The organism is Zhengella mangrovi (assembly GCF_002727065.1).
GTDB lineage: Bacteria > Pseudomonadota > Alphaproteobacteria > Rhizobiales > Rhizobiaceae > Zhengella > Zhengella mangrovi.
Genome location: NZ_PDVP01000006.1, coordinates 43500 through 70212, shown reverse-complemented (window position 1 = coordinate 70212; position 26713 = coordinate 43500). Strand labels below are relative to the sequence as shown.

Genomic DNA, 26713 nt, shown 5'->3' with positions numbered 1-26713 from the left:
ATGAGCGATTTGACATCCAGGACCCGTGAAAAGATGCCGAGCTTGACAGAACGCATCGGCGAATATGGATGGATCTGGATCGGTACGGTCCTCCTGTTCCTGATCAGCTGGGTCGTTGCACCAGGGTCTGTTTCGAAGGGCGCGCTGCTCTCAATGCTTCCCTTTGCAGGGATGCTGGGGATCGTGGCCGTTGGCCACACGCTCGTCATTCAGCAGAGGGGCCTCGACATGTCCGCTGCCGGGTCGATCGCGCTCGGAGGCATGTTGGTGTCGATGCTTTCAGCATGGGGCTGGCCACTCTACCTCGCCGTGCTTGGTGGCCTGGCAGGCGGGATGCTGGCCGGCCTTTGCAACGGCCTGCTCGTGACACGGCTTTCGATCACGCCGATCGTCACCACGCTCGCCATGGGAGCGGTCCTGACAGGGCTGGTGCGACAGATCTCGCACGGGACGCCAATTGCGGCTCCGCAGGCACTCAAGGAATTCGCAACCCAGCGCGTCGCCGGGTTGCCCTACAGCCTGTTGCTGGCCGTGCTCTTCATCGTTGTCGTTGCTACAATCACCCGGCGGACAATACATGGACGCCGCTTCGTCGCCGTGGGCGTCAATCCTGAAACCGCGGCTTCTGCGGGAATAGACGCGGAGCGTTACCAGGTCGGCGCCTACGTAGCCGCAGGCCTCAGCTTTTCCGTCGCGGGCATGCTTTTTGCCGGATACATCGGCAATGCATCCCACACGGCAGGCGCCGACTACCTGCTTCCCGGCATTGCCGCAGTCGTTGTGGGCGGCACGCCATTTACCGGTGGGCGCGGCAGCGTCGTTGCCAGCGGTATCGCCGCGCTCTTCATGACGCAGCTTGGTCAGATGGTGCTGTCGATGGGCGCGTCGAACGCTGTTCAGCTTTTCGTCCAGGCACTTGCCATCGTGCTGGCGGTAGGCCTGCGCACCGCGGATTTCTCGATGTTCCGTATGAAATCGGCACGGTGAGACAAAATACGTTTCAGGGAGGAAATCATGACAACCTATTTCGATCCGCTCAAGATCGGCGATCTCGAGTTGCCCAACCGTATCATCATGCCGCCTCTGACCAGGGCCCGGGCGACGGAAGACGGTGTGCCGGTCGACATCATGGCAAAATACTATCGCCAGCGTGCCACGGCCGGGCTGATCATCAGTGAAGGCACCTATGTCAACAAGAATGCCGTCGGCTTCGAGCGGGCGCCCGGCCTCTATTCGCGTGAACAGGTCGAGGCCTGGAAGCCTGTAACCGAAGCGGTGCATGATGAAGGCGGGCTGATCTTCTGCCAGCTTTGGCACTGCGGGCGCGTGGGTGCGACCTACATCATGGGAGGCAAGGAACCGCTTTCGCCCAGCGGCGTGAACGACGATCCCGGCATGATCGACCCCTACGCCAAACTGGAGAATGGTTCCTACGTCAAGATCGCGCCGACGCCGTCGCGCGCAATGACGCTGGACGACATCCGGCAGACCATCGCTGACTATGCTACGGCGGCAAAGAATGCCATCGAGGCTGGCTTCGACGGTGTCGAGATCCACGCCGCGAACGGCTACCTGCCCAATCAGTTCCTCTGTGACCGCCTGAATGTCCGCGACGATCAATACGGCGGCAGCGTCGAGAACCGAGCCCGCTTTATCGTCGAGATATTCGAGGCCATCGCTGAACACCTGCCCGCGAGCAGGATCGGCATTCGCTTCTCGCCCTATGCCGCCTACAACAATTCGCGGCCGTCGGATCCGGAGGCGATCTATGGCCACCTTGCCGCCGAGATGGAACGCCTTGGCGCCGCCTATGTGCATTTCGCGGACATGAACGGCTGGTTCGGTTTCCCGGACCTCGACAAGATCCTCGACGTGCTGCGGCCCAACTACTCCGGCCCGATCATCGCCAATGGCGGGATTGCCATCGATCAGGGCGCCGAGCTTTTGGCCACCGGGCGGGTGCAGGCAATTTCCTTTGGCCGTGGTTTCTTTGCCAACCCCGACCTTGTCGCGCGGATCGCCAAGGGGGCTCCGATCGCGGAGGCACCCGGCGGCGGATGGTATGCCCGTGGCGAGGCCGACTACACGGATTTTCCGACGATTGACCAACTGCAGCCCGCTTGAACGCGCGCGAACGACTTGAAATGGAGGAGACCAAAAATGTCACATAACGCAGCCGACCGTCAGCTCATCATGGAAGTCACAGCGAAATACGCTTTCGGCTATGACGAAGCGGATTTCGCCCTGTTGGCGGATTCGTTCACCGAAAATGCCACCAGCGGCGGCAAGGTCACGGGCACCGATATCGCCTGGGGGCCGATGAACGGCCGGGCCGAGATCGTTTCGGTACTGGAGGGCATCCGCAAGTCTCAGACGGACCAGCGCCGCCATTGCATGTCCAACTTCATCTTCTCCGAACAGACCGAAACCACCGCCAAGTTCCGCTGTTTCCTGAACCTGCTTGCCGCTGAAAACGGCGTCTCCCGTTCTGTTTCGGGCGGTTGGTATGACGTTGACGTGGTCAAGGACACCGATGGTGTCTGGCGCATGAGCCGCATGGACGGCGTTCTGGATGCCCCGTTCTGAACTGAAAAAACAGGAAGAGAGTTGAACCATGAGTGAATTTGCGAACAAGTCCGCCCTTGTAACGGGGGCTGCCTCCGGCATCGGCCGGGCGACCGCGCTCCGTCTTGCCCAGGGTGGCGCCAGGGTGATGCTGGCGGACATGAATGCCGAGAAGCTGGCCTCGGTCAAAAAGGAAATCGAGGGCGCTGGCGGCAGTGCCGAAACGATCCTGTGCGATGTGACCAACGACTCCGACATCGAAGCGGCAGTCAAGGCGACCGTATCTGCGTTCGGCGGCCTCGATATGGCAGTCAACAACGCCGGCATTACGGGGCCAATCGGGCCGCTTGTCGATTATGATCTCGCCGCCGCGCGCCAGATCATTGCCATTGACCTGATGGCCGTGATCGCATGTATGCAGGCCGAGTTCAAGGTGATGATCCCGGCTGGTAGCGGCACGATCGTCAACACCTGTTCCATCTGGGGCCTTACGGCCGGAGCGAATTTCGTCGCCTATTCGGCAGCCAAGCATGGCGTTGCCGGCGCCACCAAGGCTGCTGCGCTCGAAGTCGCAGAACAGGGCATTCGTGTCAACGCGATCGCTCCGGGCTTCACCGAGACCCCGATGGTCACCGACCAGGGCCTGATGATCAAGCGCGGCACACAGGAATACGCCGATGCTGCTGCGGCCCATCCAATGAACCGCTGGGGTCAACCCGAGGACATGGCTGAAGGCATCGCCTGGCTGCTTTCGGGCAAGTCGGCGTTTGTCACCGGTACCATCCTGTCAATCGACGGCGGTTTTGTCGCCCGCTGAGGCGAACCGCTCACCGGATACAAGTCTCGAAAAGGCGCGGGAAAACCGCGCCTTTTTTTATTACCGTCCGAAGACGGTACTCGCATTAACCCCGAAGCGGGCCTTGAAGGCACGGCTGAAATGCGAGAAATCGTTGAAGCCGCATCGCATGGCCGCATCGGACACGGAATCTGCCCGCCCCGTCTCGAGAAGGCTGCGGCTCGCCTCCAGGCGCTTGCCCCACATCCATTTCGCCGGTGCGATATTCTGTTGTGCAAACGCGCGGTTCAACGTGCGGGACGAGACGCCGATTCCTTTCGGGACGCTCGCAATATCGAAGTCCGGATTGAACAGGTTTTGCATGATCATGTCCTGTGCCCGGACAACGATCTTGCTGTAACGGCTATCATTCGGTTGCAGGTCGTTGAAACAGGCGTCAAATGCCAGGGCAATCAGGTCAATCAGGTTCGCGCCAAGGCGCGGTGAGGAGGTGGATTCATCGCCCATCAGATCGGTCGACGACGAGAGCATGGTTGCCGCCAGGCGCGTGTACCGTCCATCGGCCGCTACGCGCATGGCCGCTACATCCTCGGCGACCGGCAGTCGCGCATCCAGTTCGGCGCGCGGGATCTTCAGCATGACAGCCTGATATGTGTCGGGAAAGACTAGCTTGTATGGCCGCGCAGTATCGAAAAGGCAGAGGTCGCCAGGTCCGATCAACGTGGATCGTCCATGCTGTTCGATTCGGGCTTGGCCCGCCGTCAGCAACTTGATGAGGTAGTCGTCATTGCCGCAATCGGCGATGTTCTCTGTCGTTCGCTCGTAGCGGATCGGCGTCGATGCCACGCGGCTCAGCCGGGTACGGCCGAAATCGACGGTCCTGACACCTGCGCGGAATCGGCTATTGTTATCAATCTCACAGCCGACCCGCACGTATGTTTTGCAAACGACATCCGTCCAGAACGGAATGACATCGGACGGCTTGACGCTCGTCGTCGATAGAGCACTCATATTTTTTCTTCCTCCCAATGGCGTCGCCACGCTTTGCTTCCGACAAAGCTTGGCGGTGCCGTCTCCCGAACGGCCGCCACACTTATATTATGTCCCCAATATCGCTTTTGATAAAGCGGAATTGACCAGCTCTTGCCGAGGAGCGGCGGCTTTGCGGCTAAAACCGCGCCGCTGATTGCCCGCATCCGGCCTCCGCGCGTTTGAGCACCCACCGTTGCTCCGCAACCATCCGGGGCCGGCGCCGTGATGAAATTGGCCAAGCCTGCAATGCCGTTGGCCGAGGCGATCAAGCTGTCAAGTCTTGCCCGGACTAGCCTTTGGAAAACAGGAGGATTGTCATGCATACCGTTGCCTATGTCTTCCGGCGTGTCCCGGGAATGTCCATTGATGAGTTTCGCGCCTATTACCGCGACGTGCATGGTCCCTTGATGGTCGATATTCTCAAGGAGAAGGGCCTCGTCGCCTACGATCACTACCCGATCCGCGAACCGGGCCTTGGTGACGAGTATGTCCCAGACAGTGGACCCGCATACGACGCGATCTCCATCTACACCTTCGAGACGGCCCAGCAGGCGGCGGATGCATGGCCGATTGAGGCCTTGAAGGTCGATTCCATGAATTTCATCGACTTCGACACGATGGTGATGCTGCCGCTTACCCATCGCAAGGTCTTTCCCTGATCCGAATGCCGGGAGTGCCGCAGATGCAAAGAAAGACCCTTCGATTAAACATGCCGCAATGGCAGGGCGGCAATGAGCCGGCCTATTTCTTCGGCTCCGAGCTACTGTCCTTTCTGGCGCCGAGAGCCACCGGCCCGGAAGAAACCGTGCCGGTCGACAATCCGGCGGATGGCGCCATTCTGGAGAACGAGAATGGCATCGTCGGGCGCTCCGCCGTTGTGCGGCAAGCAAAGGCCGCGAGGGCGTTGATTGACAAGCACGCGCCTGACCGGATTGCGGCGCTTGGAGGCGACTGCCTGATCGATCTCGTACCGATCGCCTATCTGAACGAGCGCTACGGGGGAGATCTTGGCGTCCTCTGGATCGACTGCCATCCTGACGTCATCGGACCTCGCCATTTTGCCCATTCACATGCCCACGTCCTTGGTGCGCTGCTGGGCGTCGGTGATCCGGATCTCGATGCGCAGGTGCCGCTGAAGCTCGATCCGAGGAAAGTGATCTACGCAGGTCTTCAGGAGTGGTCCGAGCCGGAAGGCGAAATCATCGCTCGTTTAGGCCTGCGCAATGTCCCTGCGAGCGAACTGGCGCAATCCAGCCGGCCGATCCTCGACTGGATCGAAGCTCAGGGTATCAAGCATCTCGCCATTCACTTTGATCTCGATGTTCTGGATCCTGCACGGTTTACGCCATTGCTTTTCAACAACCCGGCCGTGCCTGCGGGCACCTGGAACGGCATTCCCCAAGGCAGGATGGCTCTCGAGCAGGTTATGCGCCTGCTCCAGGACGTCGCTGGTGCCTGCGATGTCGTGGGGCTGGCAATCGCCGAACATCTCCCTTGGGACATGCTCCGCCTGCGCGATGCCATGCGCGAAATGCCAATCCTGGGCGATTGACCGTGCCGACGGCGGCCTCTGACTGGGCCGACAGGCGGCCGGGGCAGGGCCGTTTGTCATTTGGCGAGAGGACAGAACCGCGCTGCATTCTGCTTCATCTTGGTAGTGCGTGAACAGAAGAATGCGGGGCAAAGACCCCGGAATTCGCGTCAAGCGAACAGGCCGGCTGAACGATATCGAACCGGACAATCCGCCAGGCCTGTGTCCGATGGAGGTATCTTGGATGTTCAGAGCCATTGATCTGATGAGCAAGGCAATGGTGCGTCTTTCGACGATTGGCATCATTCTGATGCTCTTGCTTGTCGTTGCCGACGTTCTGTCGCGGGCTGTCGCGAATGTCGCCATTCCGGGCATCGACACGATCGTCGCGTCCTACCTGATGGTGGCGATCATCTTTCTGCCCCTGGCCCTGCTTCAGCTCCTGGAGGAGAACATTGCCGTAGATGTTCTGCGCGACAATGTTCCGAACCTCGTAAAAGATCTGTTCGATATTACAGCGAACCTCTTGGCTATCGGTTTCTATGCGCTGCTTGGCTGGATCTATTTCAAGGTCGCCGTCGAAGCCTTCGAGATCAAAGAGTTCGTGACCGGGACCTGGGATGTGCCGGTCTGGCCGGCTCGCGTCTTCATGCCACTAGGCCTTTTCCTTGGCTCTGTTGCCGCCGCCGCCAAGCTTGTTGAAGCGTTCCGCGTGATGCTCTCCGGGACGACACCTTCTCCCCATGACTCGACCGGAGCTGTCTGACCATGAGCGACCGTGAATTCATTGGCGCGGCGAGCATTGGCGTTGTTCTGTTGCTGGTGGCCATCCGCGTCCCGGTCGGCATTGCCATGGGCATCGTGGCCTTTGGCGGGATATCGGCAGCCATCAGTGTGAATGCCGGCATCGGTGTGCTGAAGGCCGTTCCATTTGAAATGGTGGGAGACTGGAATCTCTCTGCCATCCCGATGTTCCTGCTGATGGGCTACGTGGCGGCATCGTCGGAACTGACGAAAAATCTTTTCCGGTCAGCGCGCATCACGCTTGGATGGTTGCCCGGTGGCCTGGCGTCCGCGACGGTGATCTCCGCCGCGCTATTCGCATCGGCCAGCGGTTCGAGCGTGGCGACTGCTGCTGCCTTCTCGCGCACTGCCGTACCGGAAATGCTGAAGGCGAAGTATCATCCTGGACTGGCTACGGGCTCGGTGGCCGCGGCCGGCACGCTTGGCGCGCTCATTCCACCGTCGGTCCTGATGATCGTCTACGGGATCACGATGTCGGAGTCGATCAACAGCCTGTTCCTCGCCGGTGTCGTTCCCGGGATCCTGTCAGCGGTCGTCTTCATCATCTACATCACGATCCGGGTGAAAATCAGCCCCGAGATGGCCCCGCGCGTCGTTGAAACAATATCGCGGGAAGAGCGCCGGGAGGCGTTTCGGGACGTTTGGCCCCTGCCGCTCATCATAGTCTGCGTCATCGGCGGCATCTTTGCCGGGCTCTTCACCCCGACGGAAGCCGGCGCCATTGGAGCCGCCCTCACCATTATTCTGGCGATCATCCGCAGATCGTTCACGATGGCCGCCTTCGACGAGGCCCTGCAGCGCACGGCGAAAGGTACGGCTTCCATATTCATCATCGTCGTGGGCGCGGCGCTCTTTCAGCGGCTTCTCGGGCTGACCGGCATGGCCAATGTCTTCTCCGAACTCGTTGGCACCTACATTCATACCGAGCTCGGCCTGATGCTGGCGATCACGGTGCTCTACCTGATCATGGGATGCTTCCTGGAGCCGGTGTCAATCATGCTTCTCACGCTGCCGGTGCTCACCCCGATCCTGAAAAGCTATGGCGTCGACCTGGTCTGGTTTGCCGTCATCACGGTCAAGCTGCTCGAGATGGGAATGGTGACGCCGCCGATGGGCCTGAACATCTTCGTCGTGAAAAGCGCGATGGGGGATGAGGTTTCGCTTGGCCAGATCTTCCGCGGAACTTTCGGCTTTCTCTTGGCCGATTTCGTAACGCTCGCCCTGATCATCGCCTTTCCATTTCTGTCTCTCTGGCTGCCGGGAGCCAGCCATTAGAGACCGCACGCCAATATGTTCAACAAGGAGGAGACCTCGAACATGAACCTGAAAGCACTGCTTGCATCGACCATCTTTGCCGTGGCGGCGTCCGGAGTGGCCCATGCTACGGACTTCACGGCCAGCCAGTGGCTTCCGCCAACGTATGCCCAGTCGATCCACGCCTATAAGAACTTCTTCGACCGTGTTCGGGAGAAGACCAACGGCGAGGTGAATGTCGAGGTGTACTACAGCGGATCTCTTTTGCCTGCGAAGACGACGATGACCGGCGTTCGCGATGGCGTTGCCGATATCGGCTTCCTCTATCCGGCCTATACTCCGGCCGAACTGCCTGTTGAGACCTTCATCAACAGCGCGAACTTCACGTCGACGGATTCGCTCGCCGCTGCGCTCGCCTATACCGAACTCGGCTACACCAACCCGACCATGATTGCCGAATACGACAACTACAACGTCGTCTTCGGCGGTGCCTATGTAACCCCGCTTTACCTCTTCATGTGCAATACCGAGGTGAAGAACCTCGAGGAGGCGAAAGGCAAGCGGTTCCGGACGGCCGGTGCATCCTTCACCGGTCTGGCCGAGAAACTCGGCGGCACCGCGGTGTCCGTCCCCATCGGTGATGTCTACAGCGGCATGCAGCGTGGCAACATCGATTGCGTCATGGCTGATCCGACAAACCTTGTTTCCGCGTCGTTCAACGAGGTCGTAAAGAATATCACGACCGTCAAGATGGGGGGCTCGACTGGCGCGCTGTGGGTGTTCCGGAAGGATAGCTGGGCGAAGATCAGCGAAGAGAACCGCAAGCTGATGCTGGACGAAATGGTGCGTGCGCTCGTCGCAACCCATGACGAATGGACCAAGCAGGTGACGGCGTCTTTCGCCGATGCCAAGGAACGCGGAATTGCGGTGACGGAGCCGGACGAGGATCTGGCTAACCTCCTTGCCGACTACAAGAAGGAGTTCATTGCAAATGTCGTGGGCAGCAGCGATGGCGTGGCAGATGCCCAGGCGCTCCTGGATGAGTACAACAACCTCCAGGCGAAATGGACCGGCCTTCTGAACGGTGTCGATCGTTCTGACAACGAAGCCGTGATTGCAGTTGTCTCCAAGGAACTTCTGGGCAAGATCGATCCTGCCACCTATGGCATGAAATGATCCACGGAGAGCGCGCTGGCATTGTTTAGCGCGCTCTTCTTCCTTGGCAGCGATCTGTAGCTGCCGGGAATAATCGCATGACTGTTCCGATCGACGTTCCCGGTTTGCGACAACGTCTGCAAGCATGAGGGACCGTTTTCCATTCAAGCAGCGGGAAGGGGCGGGAAATGGAGCAAGAAGATCAATCCGGGTCTGCCATGTTCGATCCGAAAAGATTTCACGGTCTGCTGACCGGCGATATTGCCGTGGTCACGGGTGCGGCGATGGGAAATGGCGCGGCGATCGCGGGCGGCCTTGCGGCAAGCGGGGCGAAAGTCGTTCTTGCCGATCTTAACCCGGAAGTCTTGCAGCAGACGGTGGATACCATGCGCAAGGACGGCGCGGAGGTCACCGGAGTCAGGGCTGATGTCTCCAGCCTGGCTGATTGCGAGGCACTGGCCGGTGCCGCGGCGGAGGCTTTTGGGGATGTTTCGATCCTCATCAACAATGCCGGGATCGTCAAACGTGTTCCTGCGCAGGAAGAAGGATTCATATCCTCGATTGAAAGGCAACTGGCCGTCAATGCGCTCGGTTCCGCCAATATGGTCAAGGCCTTTCTTCCGCAATTGACCAGAACGCGTGGCCGGGTGGTGAATATCGGCTCGATCGCCAGTTTCGTCGCCACCACGGGCGGCGTTGGCTATGGCATGTCCAAGGGCGCTGCGCTGCTCCTGACGAAGACGCTGGCGGCCGAACTGGCGCCGGTCGGCATCCGGGTCAACGGGATCGCGCCCGGTGTCATCAAGACGCCGATGACCAAGCCGACAAGGGCTAATCCGGAGTCCGTCGAGAAATACTTCGACCACATCCCGTTCAGGCGGTTTGGCGAGCCGGAGGAACTGGTCGGGCCAGTCCTGTTTCTGGTCTCTTCGCAGTCGACCTATGTCACCGGGGTCATGCTGCCGGTCGATGGCGGCTTCAGCGCCGTTTGATCGAAGACGAGTGTAGCGGTCGGATTGCTCCTGCAAGCGTCGTCGTCCCGCCGGAACGGTCGTTCGCTTCGCCGGTACGAGCAAGGCAGCCGAACCAAAACGGCCCGGAAAACCCGGGCCGTTTCGCGTCTATCAGAACCCGCGTTCGAATGGTCCCGTTGCACGGGCATAGGTGGGGATCGGGAATTCCACTTCCACGCCGGCGTCCTTGGCAGCCCGGATCGGCCAGAACGGGTCGCGCAACAGGGCGCGGCCCATCATGATGAGATCTGCCTGACCACTGGAAATCAGGAACTCCGCCAGATCGACCGAGGCAATCGATCCTGTTGCGCCGACCGGCAATCCCGACGCTTCCTTGATCCTGGTTCCATAAACCGCCTGGTAGCCCGGATATATCGGACCTTCGTAACCCGGCAGGATATTACCGGTCTGGGTGTCGATCAGGTCAACGCCGTGGTCCTTCAATTCCCGTGCGAGGGCAACCGCGTCCTCAAGGGTCACGCCATTCGTTCCGAAATCCTGTGCAACGATGCGATAGAGTAGGGGCATGTCCTGGGGGATGACCGACCGCACAGCGTCAACCACTTCAAGCGGCAGGCGCATCCGGTTTTGAAGCGGTCCACCATATTGATCCGAGCGCGTATTCGAGACCGGGGCCAGGAAATTGTGCAGCAGATAGCCATTCGCCGCATGGATTTCGATGGCGTCGAAGCCGGCTGCGACAGCGCGCTGCGCGGCGCTCTTGTAGTTTTCGATTACGCTCGCAATATCCTCGGCAGTCGCCTCCGCCGGCGTGCCGAGAGTGTTGTCATAGGCAATGGCCGATGCACCGATGGCGGTTTCGGTGATGTGCGACTTGCGACCGGCATGTGCCAACTGGGCAAAAGCTCTGGCGTTGCAGCTATGGGCAAAGTCGGTGATGCGTTTCAGCCCGTCGACCTGCTCGTCGCTCCAGAGGCCGAGATCGTTCCGGCTAATGCGACCCCGCGGCTCGACCGCAATGACTTCGGTACCGATCATACCCGCGCCGCCGAGAGCCCGGGCGGCATAGTGCGCATAGATGTACTCGTTGATCTTGCCATCGTCCTGACCGCGGTACATGAGCATTGGCGACATGACAATGCGGTTCTTCACGGTCATTCCTCGCAGGGAAAATGGTGAGAACACCGTGCTTGCCATCTGAACCTCCTGATATGGTTTGTTGCAGGATCGCCTGCATTGTTTCCGACAGTTTTCTGTCTTTTCCCGGCCCCGACAAGCGCGTCAGGCTGGTTTGGCGAGCGCAGACCAAAGTTTGGCGGCGCGAGTCATACATGGATGGGGCATAGCCCCGTCTCTTGTCTCGAACCCCGCAGGAATCGGGCCTGATCCGCCTATGGTCACACAATACGAAGCTCATCGATCACGTATGCGGTTGCGGCATCGGAATGGCTTGCAAAGGCGTCGTGAAGACCCGATCCGCGGCTGACGGCAATGTCGTTGGCGCCATCGGCTGCTATCCGGACCGTGACCGCCATGTTGGGCGGCGTGGGTTCGGACCAGAGCAATTCCCTGGTAAACCCCGGCGCCAGCGGCTCGATCACACAGTGCCGGTGCAGGCCGTGATCGGCGCCCGACAACGCGGCCTCGATCGCATTGCGCAACCCCTCGACGTCCCTGGTGCAGGCAAGGACCATGAGCTTGCCGGTGGGATCCATCGGACGGTTCATTTCGGCTTCGCCAACCGTCAGACCGGTCAATCCGGCAAGAAACCGCGGTTCGTCTGCAATCAGCGCCTTTGTGGTTTCCGAAACGGCATTCCGGTCAACTGTTTCCTGCGACGCGAACCACAGTTCGACAATTCCGTCGACATGGAAGGGGATCTCGCCCGTTTGCCAGAAAATTGCATCCACGCGGTTCTGATTGTACCCCTCCATGCCTTCGAAGCCCTTGGCGATTTCGGCATGCGGTTCCGCCCAGTGCTTTCGGAAAGCCGCATCGCTAATGTCTTCCTTGCGGCGGAGCAGGGTAATTCGCTTGATCACGGCTTCTTGCTTTCCTCAGAAGGCGCCGGGCTGAACAGACGGTTGTGCATCCTTGAAGGCTGGCAAGTCGTTACACGCCGTTTCGATCGCGACCAGGCGGTCGAGCCCGTCAAGGGGCACATTGAGCCGCCTTGCGTTGAAGAGCTGCGGGATCAGGCAACAATCGGCCATGCTGAGCTGGTCGCCAAAACAATAGGGACCATCCTTGCCAATCATGTCCTGAAAACCGAGTAGCCCGCCTTCGCGAACCCAGTGCTCGTACCAGGATTGAATGGCCGCTTTGCCTTGGCCGAGCTCGTGTTCCAGGTATTGGAGCACGCGCAGATTGTTGAGGGGGTGAATGTCGCAGGCGATTGCATAGCTTGCCGCACGAACGCGGGCGGCTTCCCACGGATCGTCCGGGATCAATCGTGCCCCGCCTTGTGTCGCGTCCAGGTATTCGATGATTGCAAGGGATTCCGGCAAGGCACGGCCGTCGTCCAGTTCCAGCGTCGGTACGAGCTTGAGCGGGTTCTTCGCCGTGTACCCTGGCATCTTGTGCTCGCCGCCGTCACGATACATGTCCAGAGGCTGCTGTCTCACAGAAATGCCCTTGATGTTGACCGCCAGACGAACTCGGTAGGCTGCGGAAGAGCGAAAGAAATCATGAAGAATCAATCGGGTATCTCCTCGATTTTGGTTATGGTTTCGTGTTTTCGGCCAAGTGTCGGCCGGCGATGAACCCGAATGTCATCGCTGGCCCGAGGGTGATGCCCGCGCCCGAATAGGCTCCGCCGAAAATGCTGGCGGCATCGTTCCCGACCGCGTAGAGCCCTGCAATGGGCTCGTTATTGCTATCGAGAACCCGCGCCATTGCATCGGTTTTCAGTCCGGCAAAGCTGCCAAGGTCGCCCAACACGACGCGGATCGCGTAGAACGGACCCGTTTCGATTGGTTTTACACAGGGGTTCGGCTTATTGTCGGGATCGCCCATGTAGCGATCGTATGGCGTCGATCCACGGCCGAACTCCGGATCGTCCCCGGTGTCGCGAGCATGGCGGTTGAAATCAGCCACCGTCTTGTCCAGGCCGTCCGGGTCTATGCCGGCATTCGTGGCCAATTCTCTGATGGTTCGGCCTCGGATGAGGTAACCGGACCGCAAGGCCGGCGTGAGCGGAATCGGGTAGGGCTTGACGTGCCCGAGGCCGTAGCGACGGAGCGTAGCGTGATCGACGATCAGCCAGGATTCCGCAGGCCCATCGCCGGAGTGGGCGTTGATCAACGCTTCTCCGTAGTCGTGGTATGAGTGGGCTTCGTCCACGAAGCGGCGGCCATTCTTCAGAACAGCAATGACACCCGGCTTGCCGCGATCGACGAAGTGCGGAAAGACGCCATGGGTTCCATCGGAGCGCGGAACCAGCGAAACGGGAATCCAGGAGGCTGGATGCGGGAAGTGCTCGAGCGTCGCGGCCCCCAGTGGCTGCGACGCTCGCATGGCATCCCCAGTGTTGTACGGGTTGGCAGGAGAATAGTGGCCTTCGCCGGTTGGTGCGTGGCGGTAGAGCTTCTTCCGCATGTCCATGTCGAAGGGAAACCCGCCGGTGGCGAGCACCACGCCCTTGCGCGCCGTCAGCGTATGCCGCCCCGATGCATCCTCCACCACGACGCCGGTAACGCGACCATCGTCGGCAATGAGTTCCTTCATGGCCGTGCTGGTGCGGATTTCGACGCCCCGGTCGAGAGCCGACTTGCCGAGACGTGCTGCGAGAGCGGTTCCATTGGTCAGGCGCATGGTCTTGCCGTGCCGCAGCCGCTCGAAGGCATACCGGGCAAGCAGATTGCCGACATAGCCGAAAGATCGGATCGAGCGGAATGCTTCGAAAAAATGGCGCAACTCACGATTCGATCCGATCATCATGCCAAGGAATGTCAATTCGGGCATGGGTGGTGCAACACGGTCGCCATAGTCGCCCAGCACCGTTCGATCGATCGGATCGGCGTTGAGGGACCGGCCGCCAGCCATGCCGCCCGGCCGCTCGGCGTGGTAGTCGGAGACGAGTGGCCCGAGCGTGAAATGGGCTTCGGTGTTGGCCTCGAACCAATCGAGCATCTCCGGGCCAGTTTTCAGAAAGGCGTCCACGCGCTCCGCATCGAAGTGATTGCCAGCTTCGGCCTCGATGTAGCCGCGTGCCTTCTCGGCAGAATCCTCGAATCCCTCGCGGTGGGCATGGCTGTTGCCGGGTATCCATATCCAGCCGCCGGACCGGGCAGTCGTGCCGCCAAATTTTTCTGATTTCTCGACGACGACGACGCTCAGTCCTTCGGCTGCTGCCACGATCGCGGTGGCAAGCCCACCAGCACCGGATCCCGCAACGATGACATCGAACTCGGTCTTGTTGTCCGGCATTGGCAATCTCCGTTTAGCTCGCCGCGACCGGCGTGGTCCTGGCCAGTTCCCTGCCGGCGATGTAACCAAACGTCATTGCAGGCCCTAGAGTGATCCCGCCGCCGGAATAGTTTCCACCGAAAATGCTGGCCGCGTCGTTGCCGACGGCAAAAAGTCCCGGAATGACCTGGCCATTCGTGTCCAGAACCCTTGCGGAGGCATCCGTCCTGTGACCGACAAAACTGCCGAGATCGCCCAGCACGACACGGATCGCGTAGAAGGGGCCATTCTCGATAGGTTTGACGCACGGGTTCGGCTTGTTTTCCGGGTCGCCCAGGTACCGATTGTATCCGGTCGTTCCCCGCCCGAACTCCGGATCTTCACCTGTTGTGCGTGCATGGTGGTTGAAGTTGTTGACCGTTTTCTCCAGTCCATCCGGGTCGATCCCCGCAACCTTCGCGAGTTCGCGCAGTGTCTTGCCTCGCATGAGGTAACCCGACCGCAATGCGGGACCGAGGGGAATCGGAAAGGGCTTCACATGACCCAGTCCATAGTGGCGCAGCGTCGGGTGGTCGATGATCAGCCAGGATTCGGCGGTCCCCTCGCCATCATGCGCGGCGATCAGCCCCAGCCCGTAGTCGTGGTATGAATTGGCTTCGTTGACGAAGCGCCGCCCGTTCTTGAGAACGGCGATCACGCCTGGTTTGCCACGGTCGACGAAGTGGGGGAACGTGCCGATTGTCCCGTCCTTGCGCGGGACCAGCGAAACCGGGCACCATGCAGCCGGCTGCTTGTACCCCTCGGCGACAGCAGCACCAAGTGGAGCAGTGATCCGCATGGCATCTCCCGTGTTGTAGGGATTCGCCGGAGAAAAGTGGCCTTCGCCCGTTGGAGCATGGCGGTACAGCTTCTTCCGCATTTCCAGATCGAAGGGGAAACCGCCTGTTGCCAGCACAACGCCGCGCCGGGCGTTCAAAGTCTGTTTTCCGGCTTTCCCTTCCACCACGACGCCGCTGACACGGCCGTCTGTGATGACGAGGTCCTTGAGTGCCGTGCTGGTACGGATTTCGATGCCCTTGTCGAAAGCCGATTTGGCTAGCCGCGCAGCCATTGCCGTGCCGTTGGTCAGGCGCATCGCCTGGCCATAGCGGAGTTTTTCGTAGCCAAAACGCGCCAGCAGGAAACCGACATAGCCGAACGACTTGAACGACCGGAAAGCCTCGAAAAAATGCTTCAGTTCCAGATTGGAGCCAACCATCATGTCCATGAAGGTTGCTTCCGGCAGGGGAGGCGCGAGGCGAGGGGCATTCTCACCTAGGATGGAACGGTTGACCGGGTCTGCGTTGAGCGAGCGACCGCCGGTCAGACCGCCGGGCTGTTCAGGATGGTAATCCGAAAAGTAGCTGCCGAGCGTGAATGTCATCTCGGTATTGCTTTCGAACCAGTCCACCATCTCCGGGCCCGCGCGAAGAAAGGCATCGACCCGTTCGGCATCGAAGTGGTTTCCCGTTTCGGCCTCGATATACGCGCGCGCCTTTTCGACGGAATCGTCGATGCCTTCGCGTTTGGCCTGGCTGTTGTTGGGTATCCAGATCCAACCACCCGAACGTGAGGTGGTACCGCCAAATTTGTCTGACTTCTCCACGACGAGGACCGTCAGCCCTTCGGAGGCTGCGGTAATCGCCGTCGAAAGTCCGCCTGCGCCTGAACCGGCAACGATGACGTCAAATTCCTCGTGGGTTTCCGGCACGATCTGCTCTCCTCGCTCCTGCCCCGGTTGTCGCTCGCAACGAACCGCCAAGTCTGATAAGACAATGCCCCTGATCCGGGTGCAGGTCTGTCCCAAGAGGTCATGACAGCCCTGCAGGTACGCACGCAGGTTGCTTGACTTCCCGAATGCTTGGAAAAATACTCGCTCCTTACGACTTTTCGCGAACGCCGAGGGAGATTTGGAACCACTGAGTGCCAGGCCCAATATTCGTCATGTCAGGCAGAATGATGTTGACGCCTGGCACCATACGATCTGCGAAGCTTTCTCGCAGACGCAGTACATGCCTTTGCCGAATTTGCCATTCAGTGGAGAGCTTACCCAGGTCCTTCATGATGGCGCGCGCATGTCGCGAATCCGTTCGTCGGCGGGGCGTTTCCAGCGCCATAACGAGACAATCAAGCGTGACAGTTTCGACGGGTTCCTGTTCACGCTCATGCTGCGTGGCGATTTGCGGCTGATCCAGAACGACAAGGCATTGCTTGCTCGGCACGGTGAAGGGATCATCTACCGCCACGGGGCGCCGTTTGAACTCGAATTTCCCGACCAGTATTGGTCGGTAGCACTTTGGGTCCCGCCGGATCTCATGCAGCATCATTGCCCACAGATTGCCCGTGAAGGCGCCGTGGTCGTCAAGCCCGAGACCACCAACGGGACCCTTGCACTTTCATTGGTCAAGGAGCTCTGTGTCAACGCGATCTCGAAGGAGACAAGCGATACCATGCGCCTTGTCGGCGCAACGCTCGACGTGCTGTCGACCGTTTCGTCGCAAATGCTGCCGCTGGATGGTTCGAGCAACAGGTGGCTTGTCGACAAGCTCTCCCGATACGTTGACCGCAACATCGATGATACCGAACTGAATCTTGGCCGACTTGTTGATGTTGGCGGCGTTTCGGCGCGTACGCTCAACCGGGCCTTTGCCAGCGACGGAACAACGCCCATGCGCTGGCTCTGGGATCGCCGTCTCGATGCCGCCTATGATGCGCTGGCCCGGACCCGGGTCCGCAACGTCACGGAAGCCGCCCTTGCATTCGGCTTCAAGGACGGAGCGCATTTCAGCCGCGCCTTTTCGAGGAAGTTCGGGCTACCACCGAGCGCAGTTCTGAAACGAACCTGAGGACGCTGCTATTTCAGGATGTGCTCACGCGTGTAGATGCGTGCAAGACCACGGTCTATGAAATGCCCGATATCCTGCTGGATCTGTTCCATGCCATCGGGCACGGTGAAATAGTTGTTCAGAAACTTGTCCGCTGAAGAGAACTGGAGATTGGTAGCGCCGCCAATCGCGGGAGCGTCCTTCGTCACAATCTTATTCACCCAGTAGCGCACATACTTGTCGAAACCATGGATCTTCAAGGCAAGTGCAACGTGGTTATCCCAGCAGCGACGTGCCGCTTCCGGTGAAAGATCGTCGAAGAAATAGAACCCGCGCATGATCTTGTAACCAGGTGCCGGGTTGCCCCTGAGTGCGTCCGGGTCTTCCTTTTCCAACAGGTAGGCGACGTCATAACCGTAGTTGGCTTCCGTTCTGTCGTTGAGGTCTGCCAAAAGGCCGCGTTGAAGCCCCTCGAACGCCGGTTCATCCGGGCAGGCCAGGTCAAGGCTGGCATCAAATCCATCGCCTTCGCGACGTTCCTGCCTGTAGAGCGGATCGGTGTTGGGTGAATCTACGGCCACGTTGACGCGCAGGCTCGCGCAGGCGTCAGTGGCAGCAATCCGCGGCCCCAGATCCTTGAGCAGCCAATCCGTGAATTCATCGCTCTTGCCAGGGAGCGCGCGGAGAAAAAATAGATAGTTCTTCATGACACGACCTCGATTTCGGCCATCAGGCTGCGGCCAGCTGCCGTGCTGCGGACGATTGTATCAGCATGGTCGAGAGCTGGTTGATCGAATTGATGTTCAGGCGGGCATAGGCCCTGCGCCGGTAGGTCAGAACACTGGTTTGTGCAATTCCAAGATCAAGCGCGATTCCTTCGGCCGTGACGCCAAGAATGGACCGTGCGCAAACCGCGACTTCACGCTTGGTCAGTTCCGGAAACGCCCAGGAGACGCATTCCTCCATGTCCTTCGCAGAGACCCGCTTCTGGCGCTCGGCGTTGCCGATAAGGCGGAAATGCAGTGACAAGATCGGCAGCAGGAGATTACCGAACTGCTTCAGTTCCGCCATTTGCTCTGCACTGAACCCTCCATCCTGTTCTCTGGCAAAAAGACTGATTGCAATGACGGCGCCGTCCGACTTGTTGGCAATGGTGAGCTGTTCGCGAATACCGGGGACAGAGTAGAAGGCAAGACGATAAGCACTGTTGTTGATCTCGTCGGCCTGCAGGTGGAGAGAGTAGTCCCCGTCCGGATTGCTGTCGTTCAGCACGTTGAAGATCGGATCAAGGCGATAGAAATTGCTGCAATAGGATTTGACCCGTTCCGCTGACTTACCGTCGCGGCTTTCGCCGAGAAGAACCATCGGCGGACTTTTGTCTCCCAGCCGGTGAAACACGAGGAACTCGGCGACCTGGAAGGTCTCCTGCACGAGAGCTTTGAAACAGCCGGTGAACCGGTCGGTTCCAACAGCCGCGATGGCTTCGCTGAATCCCTTAACGACAGTGAAGGATCCGTGACAGTCTTCAATCCTGGAGTAGATCATCTGTTTGGGCCTCCCTCCCACTCCCGCCGCCGTTGTTACGAGGGCAGGGCAGATGGTGCGACCATATGTTCTCCTTCAACGCGGTGCTTGTCCCCGGTTGCCACGGCCCTTGATCGGAATTGCCATTTCCGCACCTGTCATGACCTTTTGCGACATGGCGTCTCCGGGAGTTCCGGTAAGGTCCGGAGACAACCGGCAGAAGGATAGGGGACGATGAACGGGCAGGAATTCTTCGGGAAAGCAGCGTTTCTGACAGGTGCGGGATCCGGCATTGGCGCCCGGATCGCGTTGCTCCTGGCGCAACGCGGCGCCAGTGTTGCCGTGACCGATGTCAATGAAGATGCGGCAAGGGCAGTTGCGCAGACGATCCAGGCAGACGGCGGAAAAGCGATCGCGCTTGCGTTGGACGTGACCAGTACAGTCGCCGCCTCCGAAGCGGTCGCGGCGACCATCGAAGCTTTCGGCGGACTGGATTTCGCAGTCAACAACGCCGGAGTCACCACGCCGCGTATCGCCACGGCTGATATTCCGGACGATGAATGGCAAAGACAGGTTTCCATCAATCTGACCGGCGTCTTCAATTGCATGAAGGCGGAAATCCCGGCCATGCTCGCGAGGGGCGGTGGAAGTATCGTCAATACATCCTCCATCCTGGGCGTCCTCGCCGTTGAACACCGGGCAGGCTACGCTGCGGCTAAACATGGCGTCATAGGGCTGACCAAGACGGCAGCGCTTGATTATGCGGAACAGAACATACGCGTAAATGCCATTGCGCCGGGATACGTGGACACGCCGATTCTCGCCGATCGCAATCCCGAACAGCGGGCTGAGATCGCTTCCCGTCACCCACTGAACCGTATGGCGCGTCCTTCGGAAATCGCAGAGTCGGCCATCTTTCTTCTGAGCGACAAGGCGAGTTTCATCACCGGAACGGTGTTGGGCGTGGATGGCGGATATACCGCCCGGTGAGCCGCGTGTCCGGCGGAGCAACGCTTCACCCGCCGGCCCAGGCTATCCTGGCATGCAATGACGAATGCCCCGTCAAAGCCGGGGCATTCGTGCTGCATCTCGATGACGCCAGGATCAGTAGCCGACGGTGAAACGCTGGCGGGAATGCTTCGGCATCTCGATCTCGTCGAGAAATGCGACGGCGAAGTCCTCGAAAGAGATATGGCTTTTTCCATCTGCCGCAATCAGCAATTCGTCCTTGCCCAGCCGGAAATCTCCAGTGCGTTCGCCTGCGGCAAAGATCGCCGACGGGGACAGGAACGTCCAATCGATATCGCTCTCGTCCTGCAGTGCATCCAGCACCTTGCCGCCGGCGGTGGCTTCGGGCAATGCGACGGCGGGGAAATTGGGTCCATCCTTGACCAGTCCGCCGGCCGGAGAGGTGAGCGAGCCTGCGCCACCGATGACGGCCAGTCGCGAGACGCCGGACTTGCGAACCGCATCAAGAAGTTGCTTGGGCTCGTACCGGACGAACCGGACGGCGCTCACGACGATGTCATGGCCAGCCAGTTTGCTCGCAAGGTCGTCCGGCGCAGTGATGTCTCCGGTGACGGCGGTCACGTCTCCCAGCGCCTCCAGCTTAGACGCGGTCGGCCCGATGGCCGTAATCTGGTGGCCGCGCGAAAGTGCCTCCGATACGATGCGCTGACCAGCATTCCCGGCAGCTCCGATGACTGCAATTTTCATGACAGTTTCCTCATTTGACCTTGTGCAGGAAGTTTTGCTCCGGTGATCTGGGTTGTCAGTCCTCTCTGAGAACGACAGCGCCCCGGCGCAGGCGCGGCTCGCAGATTAGAGACTGAACCTCAGGCCTCCGGGGCGACGGGGTTCCAAAGGCGTCCCTTCGCCGTCGCTTCGTAACCGCGGCCTTCCGGAAAGCTGACGAGTTCCATTTGCAGGCCCCAGGGCGAGAGGAAATAGATCCACCGGCAACCCGAATTCTGCCCTTTCGTCACGAAGTTCGGCCCCTCCAGCAGCCGAACGCCGTGCGCTCGCAGCCAGTCAAGCGTTGCATCGAAATCGTCGCTGTAGAACGCGAGGTGATGGCCACCGAGATCGCTGTTCTTTGGCCATGTCGTGTTCTGGTCCGGCGCGGAGTATTCGAATAGTTCGATATTCGAACCATGGCCGCAGCGAAGGTGGCGCATCTTGCGGGCGACCGCACGTGGATGAACGTTCAGCAATCGGGTCATCCTGTCATCGTCGTCGCTGCCGAGCGGACCGGAATCGAGGTAGGGAGTACAGCCGAGGACATTGACGAAAAAGCGCGTGGCTTCGTCGATATCTGGAACCGTGATCCCGATGTGCTCGACACCGCGCAATCCAGGAACTTTCTGCTCTCCACCATTCCTAGGTGAGTGTGCCATCGGTTGTCCCTCGGTTTGTGTATCGTCCTGAAAGCCTAGGAATGCACGAGAGGAAGGTCTGTCACCTCTTCTTAGGACGCCTGTCTGCTTCGGGCTTGTCGATTCAGCCGGTCTTGATATGGCTGCCCATGATCGTGAACCGATCCTTGGTGGTGGCATATTGCGAGGCGCCACCCAGGCGGCCGATCGGCCGGTGCAGATCTTGGTCTACACGGTATCGTTCATCGACAATGGACTTTCGTGCATGGATAGCGATGACTTCTCCGAGGACCATGTGATAGGGGACCTTGCCGATCTCGAGGATCTCCATGAGCGCGCATTCAAGATGCAATCCGGCTTCACCGATTCGGGGTGGGCGGACCCGGCTGGACGGGATTGGCGTAAGCCCCGCAGCCTCAAACTCGTTCGTACCCCTGCCATGTTCGGCCGATGTCTCGTTCATCTGCAGGGCAAGTTCCTGATCGACGAGATGAAGCACGAATTCCGGAACCTCCCGCAGGTTCTGCAAGGTATCCTTGACCGTCCCGGTCCTGTCGGCAACCGGGATGCTGATCGAGAACATGACGACCGGTGGTTCAACGGCGACGACGTTGAAATAGCTGAATGGCGCCAAGTTCAAACCGGCGGATCCGGTCGTTGACACCCACGCAATCGGCCGGGGAACGACGATCCCGTTCATCAGCTTGGATTGGATGGTGCGATCCAGGGCCTCGGGGTAGAAGCTGTCGAATTCCATGTTCAGGTCCTGTCATCTGTCTTGATGCCGCCATGTTACGCGATGCCTGACGTGTTCGCGGTCATGCTGTCGGAGGACAAGAACACCCTGCTGAAACGACTTGGGCGAGCTGCCGGAACCGCGCAGAGCAGAATCAGGATCGCGATTGATCGGGCAACAGGAGGGAGCCGGCCTGGATCAGGTTCTGTCACTTCAGGGCAGGACAGACACCGGGAGACTGGGGTGCTAGGCATCGAAAACTGTCTGACATAAGAAGGCCAATGTGTTCATGTCCTCGCTCAGCAATCGTACGGCGCTTGTCACAGGCGCAGGTCAGGGAAACGGAGCTGCGATCGCTAGGGGTCTGGCTGCGGAAGGGGCACGCGTGATTGCGACCGACATCAATTCCGATGCCGCCCGCGCCACTGCGGACGCCATTGTTGCATCGGGTGGCGAAGCCAAGTCCGCTTTGCTCGACGTTACGTCGGACGTGGAAGCAGCTAGGCTTGCCGATGATCTGGACGCATCCGGCTGGGCCGTCGACTTGCTGGTCAACAATGCCGGCATCTGTCCCCGCCAACCCCTTGAATCCGAGGGCTTTCAACGCGCCTGGGAACTGACGATGAACATCAACCTGAACGGGGTGATGAACGTCAGCCGCGCTTTCCTTCCCCATCTGAAGAAGAAGGGCGGCACAATCGTCAATATCGCTTCGATTGCCGCATTCGTCTCGGTGCCATCGACGCTTGCCTACATGGCTTCCAAATCCGGAGTGAAGGGATTGACGCAGGCGCTGGCCGTCGAACTCGCACCCCACGGAATTCGCGTCAATGCCATTGCGCCGGGTCAGATCGCGACCCCGATGTTACAGCCGTCGCTCGACAACGAGGTGCGCCGCCGCCAGATCGAAGCCGGTATCGTTTTGGGAAGGGTCGGAAGGCCGGAAGAGCTTGTCGGCCCCGCTGTTTTTCTATCAAGCGAAATGTCGAGTTTCGTGACCGGTGTAACGCTTCCGGTCGATGGCGGCTTTACCGCGATCTGAAGTACACCAGACCCGCAAGATCGCCACTCCGTTTCGAGCGATGTCCATTGGAACAGCCATCGTTTGCTGTCCTCTAATAAGCGTCGGCCGCAGCGCGCTGAAAATCAGGGTGATGATGTCCATATGTGCGTTCGAACATCTCGACCGTCATTCCCAGGCTTCCGGCCGCTTCCCAAACGGGTACCCCGACCTGAGCTAACCAAGTTGCCCGAGTATGTCGAAAAGTGTGTGCCGTGACGTCATTGCTCAGTCCAGCAAGATCAGCGGCAGTGCGCAATGATCGCTCTATCCGGCCAACAGGCTCTCCGCCTCGATGAATAATGAACGGAACGGGTCCATCTGCACGATGCCATCGACGCATATGACCAATCAGCTTACGCGGCAGACGCATCGGAGGCTTCCGCTTCGCTGTTTCCCGTTGTCCTTCAGCTCGACGATAGAGGACGCCGCGTTCGAGGTCGGCGTGGCCGCCGCCGGTATTTGCGCGCCATTGAAGGCGGCAGATAGCCTCGTGCCGTGTGCCAGTGTAGAGGCCGATCAGGATAAACCTTATTAGGTGCGAATATTGCGCTGGACGACTACGCTTCAAAGCGTTTGCGGCGCGCAATAATCTTGCGGCCTCTGATCTGGTTAGCCATCGAGTTCGCGGTGCGGCTTTTTCTGGCAGTGTGATTTTGGGGGCAATATCGAGGCCGAACTCACGATGCCAATGATTGATCGCTGCGCGTAAATCCTCAAGCTCGCGTCGAGCCGCCTGGGCCGGCCGATGGGCAGCATAATCGCGGCAAGACTCTCCACGTACGTCTGATAGTGGCATAGCGCCAAAAAACTCATTGATAAATCCCAGACGGGAATCAAGTTCTTTGGGCCGTGCTATCAGATGGGCTTTGGCCTGTCGGTAGGCGATGAGGACATCTGCGACGAGGAGCTCATTTGAATGACGGTCTTTTGTGGCCGGCTTTCGTTTTTCCGAGATGTAATTTGCTAATCTCGCTTCGGCGTCTTCAATATTTTCCTCAAGGAATCCTGTGCGGATGGAGCGCTCACCGTCTCGGATTTCCCAGCGACGGGTCCCGTCAGCGTATTTCCGCAAGGCAAGGCGTGGCGGCTTTTTCGGACGCGGCATGCTTCGCGCATAGCGGATATTTCCCTCAAAGTCACGAAATCCTTGCCGGCAATGCGTTCGATCACAAGGTTGCCCCTCTGCGCTTCGCGGCGCAGCGAGGCCGGCGTCACGGTCGAACTGTTCCCGACGACTGCTGGGAATGCTATCCGACATGCGTCCGCGAGCCTGAGTGGAGTATCTTGATCTATGCCCGGCGGCATGATCATGACATCACCTTGCCCATGACCGTGAAGATGGCCCGATCTCCGTCGCTCGTGTTCGAGTGCATGGTTTCAGTTCCTCATGGTTGGCCGCATCGGAAGCGTGTTAACCGAAGGCCGCCCAGTTAACCGTGTTAACCCAAGATTTCTGCAGCAATACTGGCGATACTTCGGGGTCGCCCCGGCCCGCATGGCACCCGGGGCATGGAAGGACCCGAGGCCCGTCCCCCGCCATTCGGCCGGCGATGATAGGCCCGCGCCTCGCCAGCCGGAAGGAGGTCGCCGGCGAGGCGCGAGCCGTACTGCCAGGCAGAAAGCTAAGGCCCCGCGGCCGCCCGAGTTGTCCCCGTCATCCTGGCAGGATGCGATCAAGTTCATGAAGGACGCGCGGCCCGAGAACTTCCGACAACACCTCGGCCAGTAGCTCGTGGTAAACGTCCTGATTGTTCGTGATGTCATGGGCCGGGTTCGGCCCGAACAGCTCGCGGATCGGAAACCTCGACGGCCCTGTCCGCATCATCACGCCGGTATGACCGGAACTCATGGTCGCGATAAACGCATGCCGATATGAGCCTCGGGTCCGAACCCGAACGCCCTTTGATGTCCTCATCGCCCCGAGCTTATAGAGCGGTATCCATCCAGATTTGATCACGACGTCAGCGGTATTTCCGCCGGCGTTGACGCGGGCCGTCGTGACCTCGCGGATCAATTTCTGCGGCAGCTTCAGCCGAGGCGCGGCCCGCCTGACATATCGCGTCCTGGCCATCGTCGAGACGCGGCGCATGGCCCGCGCCATCGCCTTTGTCTTGATCTCGCCCGGCAGCTTATTGATCGCTCGGGACAGGGCAAGAAACTCGGCCGCGTCGATCCGTATGCCTTCAGCCACTGCGCAAGACCCCTCGCCCGAGGCGGCATCAGTTGGCCTGAAAACCGCCAAAGAAAAACCCGCCCGGTGTTTCCACCGAGCGGGTCGCTTTTGTCCGTGACAAGTGATGCACCAAATTTCGGTCGGCCGTCAAGCCATAATTTGCGGCAGGATGCGAGGGCCTGCCGGCCGGCTTCCATCTTCCCAGGGGCGCAGCGGCCAGGGCGACCACTTCAGATCGATTGATGCCAGCTCGCCCTTGAGGTCATCGAACAGCATCGCCAGGCATGCGACAAAGATTTCATATTCCGCCCGCGCAACGATGGCCGGCCGAGGATCTGGATCGAGGCGGCGCTTTCGATAGGCGCCGGCAACAGGGCGGCGCAGGCGCTGCGACCAGCCGTCAACCTCGGCGTTGACGGTCACAATCCGATCTGAGCCGTCAGGGTTTTGCCCCTCGACCATTCGCGTCTCGCGGCGAACGAACCATCGATCGGCGCCTGTCGGGCCTTTTTCGAACAGCGCAACCGGCTGACGATCCATCGCCCAGTCGGGCGATCGGCCGAGGATAGCGAAGCGGATCACGACCGTTGACGGCCGCCTCGAAACCCGCTCAAGCGCATCCCTGATCGCCAGGTCTTTGAGATCACGATCGCAATCGGCGATCTCTGGCACCGGGTCCCAGCCATCGGGGATCACGAGCGATCCACTGTCCAGCGCGAAAACGGCATCGGCAATGGCGATGGCGTCAGGATGCGGCGCCTCGGCCTCGTCGAACGGGACGCAACCGAACACATTGGACGGCCGATCGATGATCGCATGAAGCGATCCGAAACGGTCGATCGAGGCCCAGGCGCTTTTCGCGCCCGGCATTGCCGCCGCCCCAGCTGCGCCGGCGCCAACCTTTGGCAGCTCTTCGCCCCAGACCCATTGCAAGGCATCGGTCACGGTTTTTGCCCTCAGAAATGCGCTTGCGTCCCCAGCGTCCCTAAATTCGGTCCTTGCGTCCCTACTTTTCATCAGTTTCTCCTACAGTAAGTGTTTGATTTTAAATAAACCGCATTCAAAGTTAGGGACGCTGGGGACGCTGGGGACGCAAGTCCCAGGGTTATATATGTGTAAGGGTTCGATTTTTTTCATTGATGATAGAGCACACATATATAAAACGTCAGGATTTGCTTCCCCAGCGTCCCCAGCGTCCAATCCCATTGTTTTTGCTCGCTTTTTCCCCCTCCCCCTGTTTCCCTTGCGTCCCTAGCTGCGTCCCCAGCGTCCCTAAAATGCGGCCCTTTCCGTCCCTTTGTCGCCTGCGCAGCATGGCAAGGGATAAGGATGTGATGAACGCTGAAGGGTTGGCGAACAGAGCAATTGCCAGGACTTTGTGAAAGTCGGCCTCAGCGGAAAACTGTAACTGGAGATCTTCAAAAGCGGCAGAAGGCCATGGGGTCGAACCGCTCGAAAAG

Annotated in this window: 27 protein-coding genes; 13 read left to right on the top strand and 14 right to left on the bottom strand. The window is 59.7% G+C overall.

Going from position 1 to position 26713, the window contains the following annotated elements:
- From CSC94_RS11855 to CSC94_RS11840, 4 genes are read left to right on the top strand one after another with little or no spacing between them, the layout of a single operon-like run.
- Nucleotides 1–987, top strand: coding sequence for an ABC transporter permease (locus CSC94_RS11855; protein WP_245408335.1), 987 nt, complete (start codon nucleotides 1–3; stop codon nucleotides 985–987).
- A gap of 27 nt (nucleotides 988–1014) precedes the next feature.
- Nucleotides 1015–2124 carry an alkene reductase gene (locus tag CSC94_RS11850; protein ID WP_099306558.1) on the top strand — a complete coding sequence of 370 codons (1110 nt, stop codon included), beginning with the start codon at nucleotides 1015–1017 and terminating at the stop codon, nucleotides 2122–2124.
- 36 nt (nucleotides 2125–2160) lie between these two features.
- Nucleotides 2161–2586: a nuclear transport factor 2 family protein gene (locus tag CSC94_RS11845; RefSeq protein ID WP_099306557.1), complete on the top strand. Its 426-nt coding sequence runs from the start codon at nucleotides 2161–2163 to the stop codon at nucleotides 2584–2586.
- 28 nt (nucleotides 2587–2614) lie between these two features.
- Nucleotides 2615–3382, top strand: a complete 768-nt coding sequence (locus CSC94_RS11840; protein ID WP_099306556.1) for an SDR family NAD(P)-dependent oxidoreductase — start codon at nucleotides 2615–2617, stop codon at nucleotides 3380–3382.
- Between the two features lie 60 nt (nucleotides 3383–3442).
- Here CSC94_RS11840 and CSC94_RS11835 read toward each other — a convergent pair whose 3' ends face one another.
- Nucleotides 3443–4372, bottom strand: a complete 930-nt coding sequence (locus CSC94_RS11835; protein WP_099306555.1) for an AraC-like ligand-binding domain-containing protein — start codon at nucleotides 4370–4372, stop codon at nucleotides 3443–3445.
- A gap of 338 nt (nucleotides 4373–4710) precedes the next feature.
- On the opposite strand from CSC94_RS11835, the gene CSC94_RS11830 reads away from it, so the two are divergent.
- From CSC94_RS11830 to CSC94_RS11805, 6 genes are all read left to right on the top strand, one after another.
- Complete coding sequence (locus CSC94_RS11830) at nucleotides 4711–5052, top strand: EthD domain-containing protein (RefSeq protein ID WP_099306554.1); 342 nt, start codon at nucleotides 4711–4713, stop codon at nucleotides 5050–5052.
- Nucleotides 5053–5075: 23 nt separating this feature from the next.
- Nucleotides 5076–5945, top strand: coding sequence for an arginase family protein (locus tag CSC94_RS11825; RefSeq protein WP_099306553.1), 870 nt, complete (start codon nucleotides 5076–5078; stop codon nucleotides 5943–5945).
- Nucleotides 5946–6168: 223 nt separating this feature from the next.
- On the top strand, nucleotides 6169–6690 hold the full coding sequence (locus tag CSC94_RS11820; RefSeq protein ID WP_165784411.1) for a TRAP transporter small permease subunit: 522 nt from the start codon (nucleotides 6169–6171) through the stop codon (nucleotides 6688–6690).
- Nucleotides 6691–6692: 2 nt separating this feature from the next.
- Nucleotides 6693–8003 (top strand): TRAP transporter large permease, encoded by a 1311-nt coding sequence (locus CSC94_RS11815; RefSeq protein WP_099306551.1) that lies wholly within the window; start codon nucleotides 6693–6695, stop codon nucleotides 8001–8003.
- Nucleotides 8004–8045: 42 nt separating this feature from the next.
- Nucleotides 8046–9158: a C4-dicarboxylate TRAP transporter substrate-binding protein gene (locus CSC94_RS11810; protein ID WP_165784410.1), complete on the top strand. Its 1113-nt coding sequence runs from the start codon at nucleotides 8046–8048 to the stop codon at nucleotides 9156–9158.
- Nucleotides 9159–9355: 197 nt separating this feature from the next.
- Nucleotides 9356–10129: an SDR family NAD(P)-dependent oxidoreductase gene (locus CSC94_RS11805; RefSeq protein ID WP_099306549.1), complete on the top strand. Its 774-nt coding sequence runs from the start codon at nucleotides 9356–9358 to the stop codon at nucleotides 10127–10129.
- Nucleotides 10130–10261: 132 nt separating this feature from the next.
- Here CSC94_RS11805 and CSC94_RS11800 read toward each other — a convergent pair whose 3' ends face one another.
- The 5 genes from CSC94_RS11800 to CSC94_RS11780 all read right to left on the bottom strand — a co-directional run bounded on the left by CSC94_RS11800 (nucleotide 10262) and on the right by CSC94_RS11780 (nucleotide 16271).
- Nucleotides 10262–11308, bottom strand: a complete 1047-nt coding sequence (locus CSC94_RS11800; protein WP_099306548.1) for an NADH:flavin oxidoreductase/NADH oxidase — start codon at nucleotides 11306–11308, stop codon at nucleotides 10262–10264.
- Nucleotides 11309–11508: 200 nt separating this feature from the next.
- Nucleotides 11509–12153: an EthD domain-containing protein gene (locus CSC94_RS11795; protein ID WP_099306547.1), complete on the bottom strand. Its 645-nt coding sequence runs from the start codon at nucleotides 12151–12153 to the stop codon at nucleotides 11509–11511.
- A 15-nt stretch (nucleotides 12154–12168) separates the two neighbouring features.
- Complete coding sequence (gene maiA, locus CSC94_RS11790; RefSeq protein WP_099306546.1) at nucleotides 12169–12810, bottom strand: maleylacetoacetate isomerase; 642 nt, start codon at nucleotides 12808–12810, stop codon at nucleotides 12169–12171.
- 22 nt (nucleotides 12811–12832) lie between these two features.
- A complete protein-coding gene (locus tag CSC94_RS11785) occupies nucleotides 12833–14539 on the bottom strand; it encodes an FAD-dependent oxidoreductase (RefSeq protein WP_099306545.1) in 1707 nt (568 codons plus the stop codon).
- Between the two features lie 13 nt (nucleotides 14540–14552).
- The gene (locus tag CSC94_RS11780; RefSeq protein ID WP_099306694.1) at nucleotides 14553–16271 is read right to left on the bottom strand and encodes an FAD-dependent oxidoreductase; all 1719 of its coding nucleotides are present in this window, start codon (nucleotides 16269–16271) and stop codon (nucleotides 14553–14555) included.
- A 196-nt stretch (nucleotides 16272–16467) separates the two neighbouring features.
- On the opposite strand from CSC94_RS11780, the gene CSC94_RS11775 reads away from it, so the two are divergent.
- Nucleotides 16468–17403, top strand: coding sequence for a helix-turn-helix domain-containing protein (locus CSC94_RS11775; protein WP_133122877.1), 936 nt, complete (start codon nucleotides 16468–16470; stop codon nucleotides 17401–17403).
- A gap of 8 nt (nucleotides 17404–17411) precedes the next feature.
- On the opposite strand, the gene CSC94_RS11770 is transcribed toward CSC94_RS11775, so the two are convergent.
- Together CSC94_RS11770 and CSC94_RS11765 are read right to left on the bottom strand one after the other, a co-directional pair.
- Nucleotides 17412–18089 carry an EthD domain-containing protein gene (locus CSC94_RS11770; protein ID WP_099306543.1) on the bottom strand — a complete coding sequence of 226 codons (678 nt, stop codon included), beginning with the start codon at nucleotides 18087–18089 and terminating at the stop codon, nucleotides 17412–17414.
- Between the two features lie 22 nt (nucleotides 18090–18111).
- A complete protein-coding gene (locus tag CSC94_RS11765; RefSeq protein WP_099306542.1) occupies nucleotides 18112–18927 on the bottom strand; it encodes a helix-turn-helix transcriptional regulator in 816 nt (271 codons plus the stop codon).
- Between the two features lie 213 nt (nucleotides 18928–19140).
- Here CSC94_RS11765 and CSC94_RS11760 point away from each other — a divergent pair, with 213 nt between their 5' ends.
- On the top strand, nucleotides 19141–19896 hold the full coding sequence (locus CSC94_RS11760) for an SDR family NAD(P)-dependent oxidoreductase (protein WP_099306541.1): 756 nt from the start codon (nucleotides 19141–19143) through the stop codon (nucleotides 19894–19896).
- A gap of 114 nt (nucleotides 19897–20010) precedes the next feature.
- Here CSC94_RS11760 and CSC94_RS11755 read toward each other — a convergent pair whose 3' ends face one another.
- The 3 genes from CSC94_RS11755 to CSC94_RS11745 form a co-directional block, all read right to left on the bottom strand.
- Complete coding sequence (locus CSC94_RS11755) at nucleotides 20011–20622, bottom strand: NAD(P)-dependent oxidoreductase (RefSeq protein ID WP_099306540.1); 612 nt, start codon at nucleotides 20620–20622, stop codon at nucleotides 20011–20013.
- A 119-nt stretch (nucleotides 20623–20741) separates the two neighbouring features.
- Nucleotides 20742–21302, bottom strand: coding sequence for a VOC family protein (locus tag CSC94_RS11750; protein ID WP_099306539.1), 561 nt, complete (start codon nucleotides 21300–21302; stop codon nucleotides 20742–20744).
- A gap of 103 nt (nucleotides 21303–21405) precedes the next feature.
- Entirely contained in the window at nucleotides 21406–22038 is a 633-nt protein-coding gene (locus tag CSC94_RS11745; protein ID WP_099306538.1) for a flavin reductase family protein, read from the bottom strand.
- Between the two features lie 268 nt (nucleotides 22039–22306).
- Between CSC94_RS11745 and CSC94_RS11740 the strand changes: the two genes are divergently transcribed.
- Complete coding sequence (locus tag CSC94_RS11740) at nucleotides 22307–23059, top strand: SDR family NAD(P)-dependent oxidoreductase (protein ID WP_099306537.1); 753 nt, start codon at nucleotides 22307–22309, stop codon at nucleotides 23057–23059.
- Nucleotides 23060–23132: 73 nt separating this feature from the next.
- On the opposite strand, the gene CSC94_RS11735 is transcribed toward CSC94_RS11740, so the two are convergent.
- The 3 genes from CSC94_RS11735 to CSC94_RS11725 all read right to left on the bottom strand — a co-directional run bounded on the left by CSC94_RS11735 (nucleotide 23133) and on the right by CSC94_RS11725 (nucleotide 26198).
- Nucleotides 23133–24185: a tyrosine-type recombinase/integrase gene (locus CSC94_RS11735; RefSeq protein WP_099306536.1), complete on the bottom strand. Its 1053-nt coding sequence runs from the start codon at nucleotides 24183–24185 to the stop codon at nucleotides 23133–23135.
- A 549-nt stretch (nucleotides 24186–24734) separates the two neighbouring features.
- A complete protein-coding gene (locus CSC94_RS11730) occupies nucleotides 24735–25271 on the bottom strand; it encodes a phage tail protein (protein ID WP_133122876.1) in 537 nt (178 codons plus the stop codon).
- A gap of 129 nt (nucleotides 25272–25400) precedes the next feature.
- Nucleotides 25401–26198: a hypothetical protein gene (locus CSC94_RS11725; RefSeq protein WP_099306534.1), complete on the bottom strand. Its 798-nt coding sequence runs from the start codon at nucleotides 26196–26198 to the stop codon at nucleotides 25401–25403.
- Nucleotides 26199–26713: the final 515 nt, after the last annotated feature.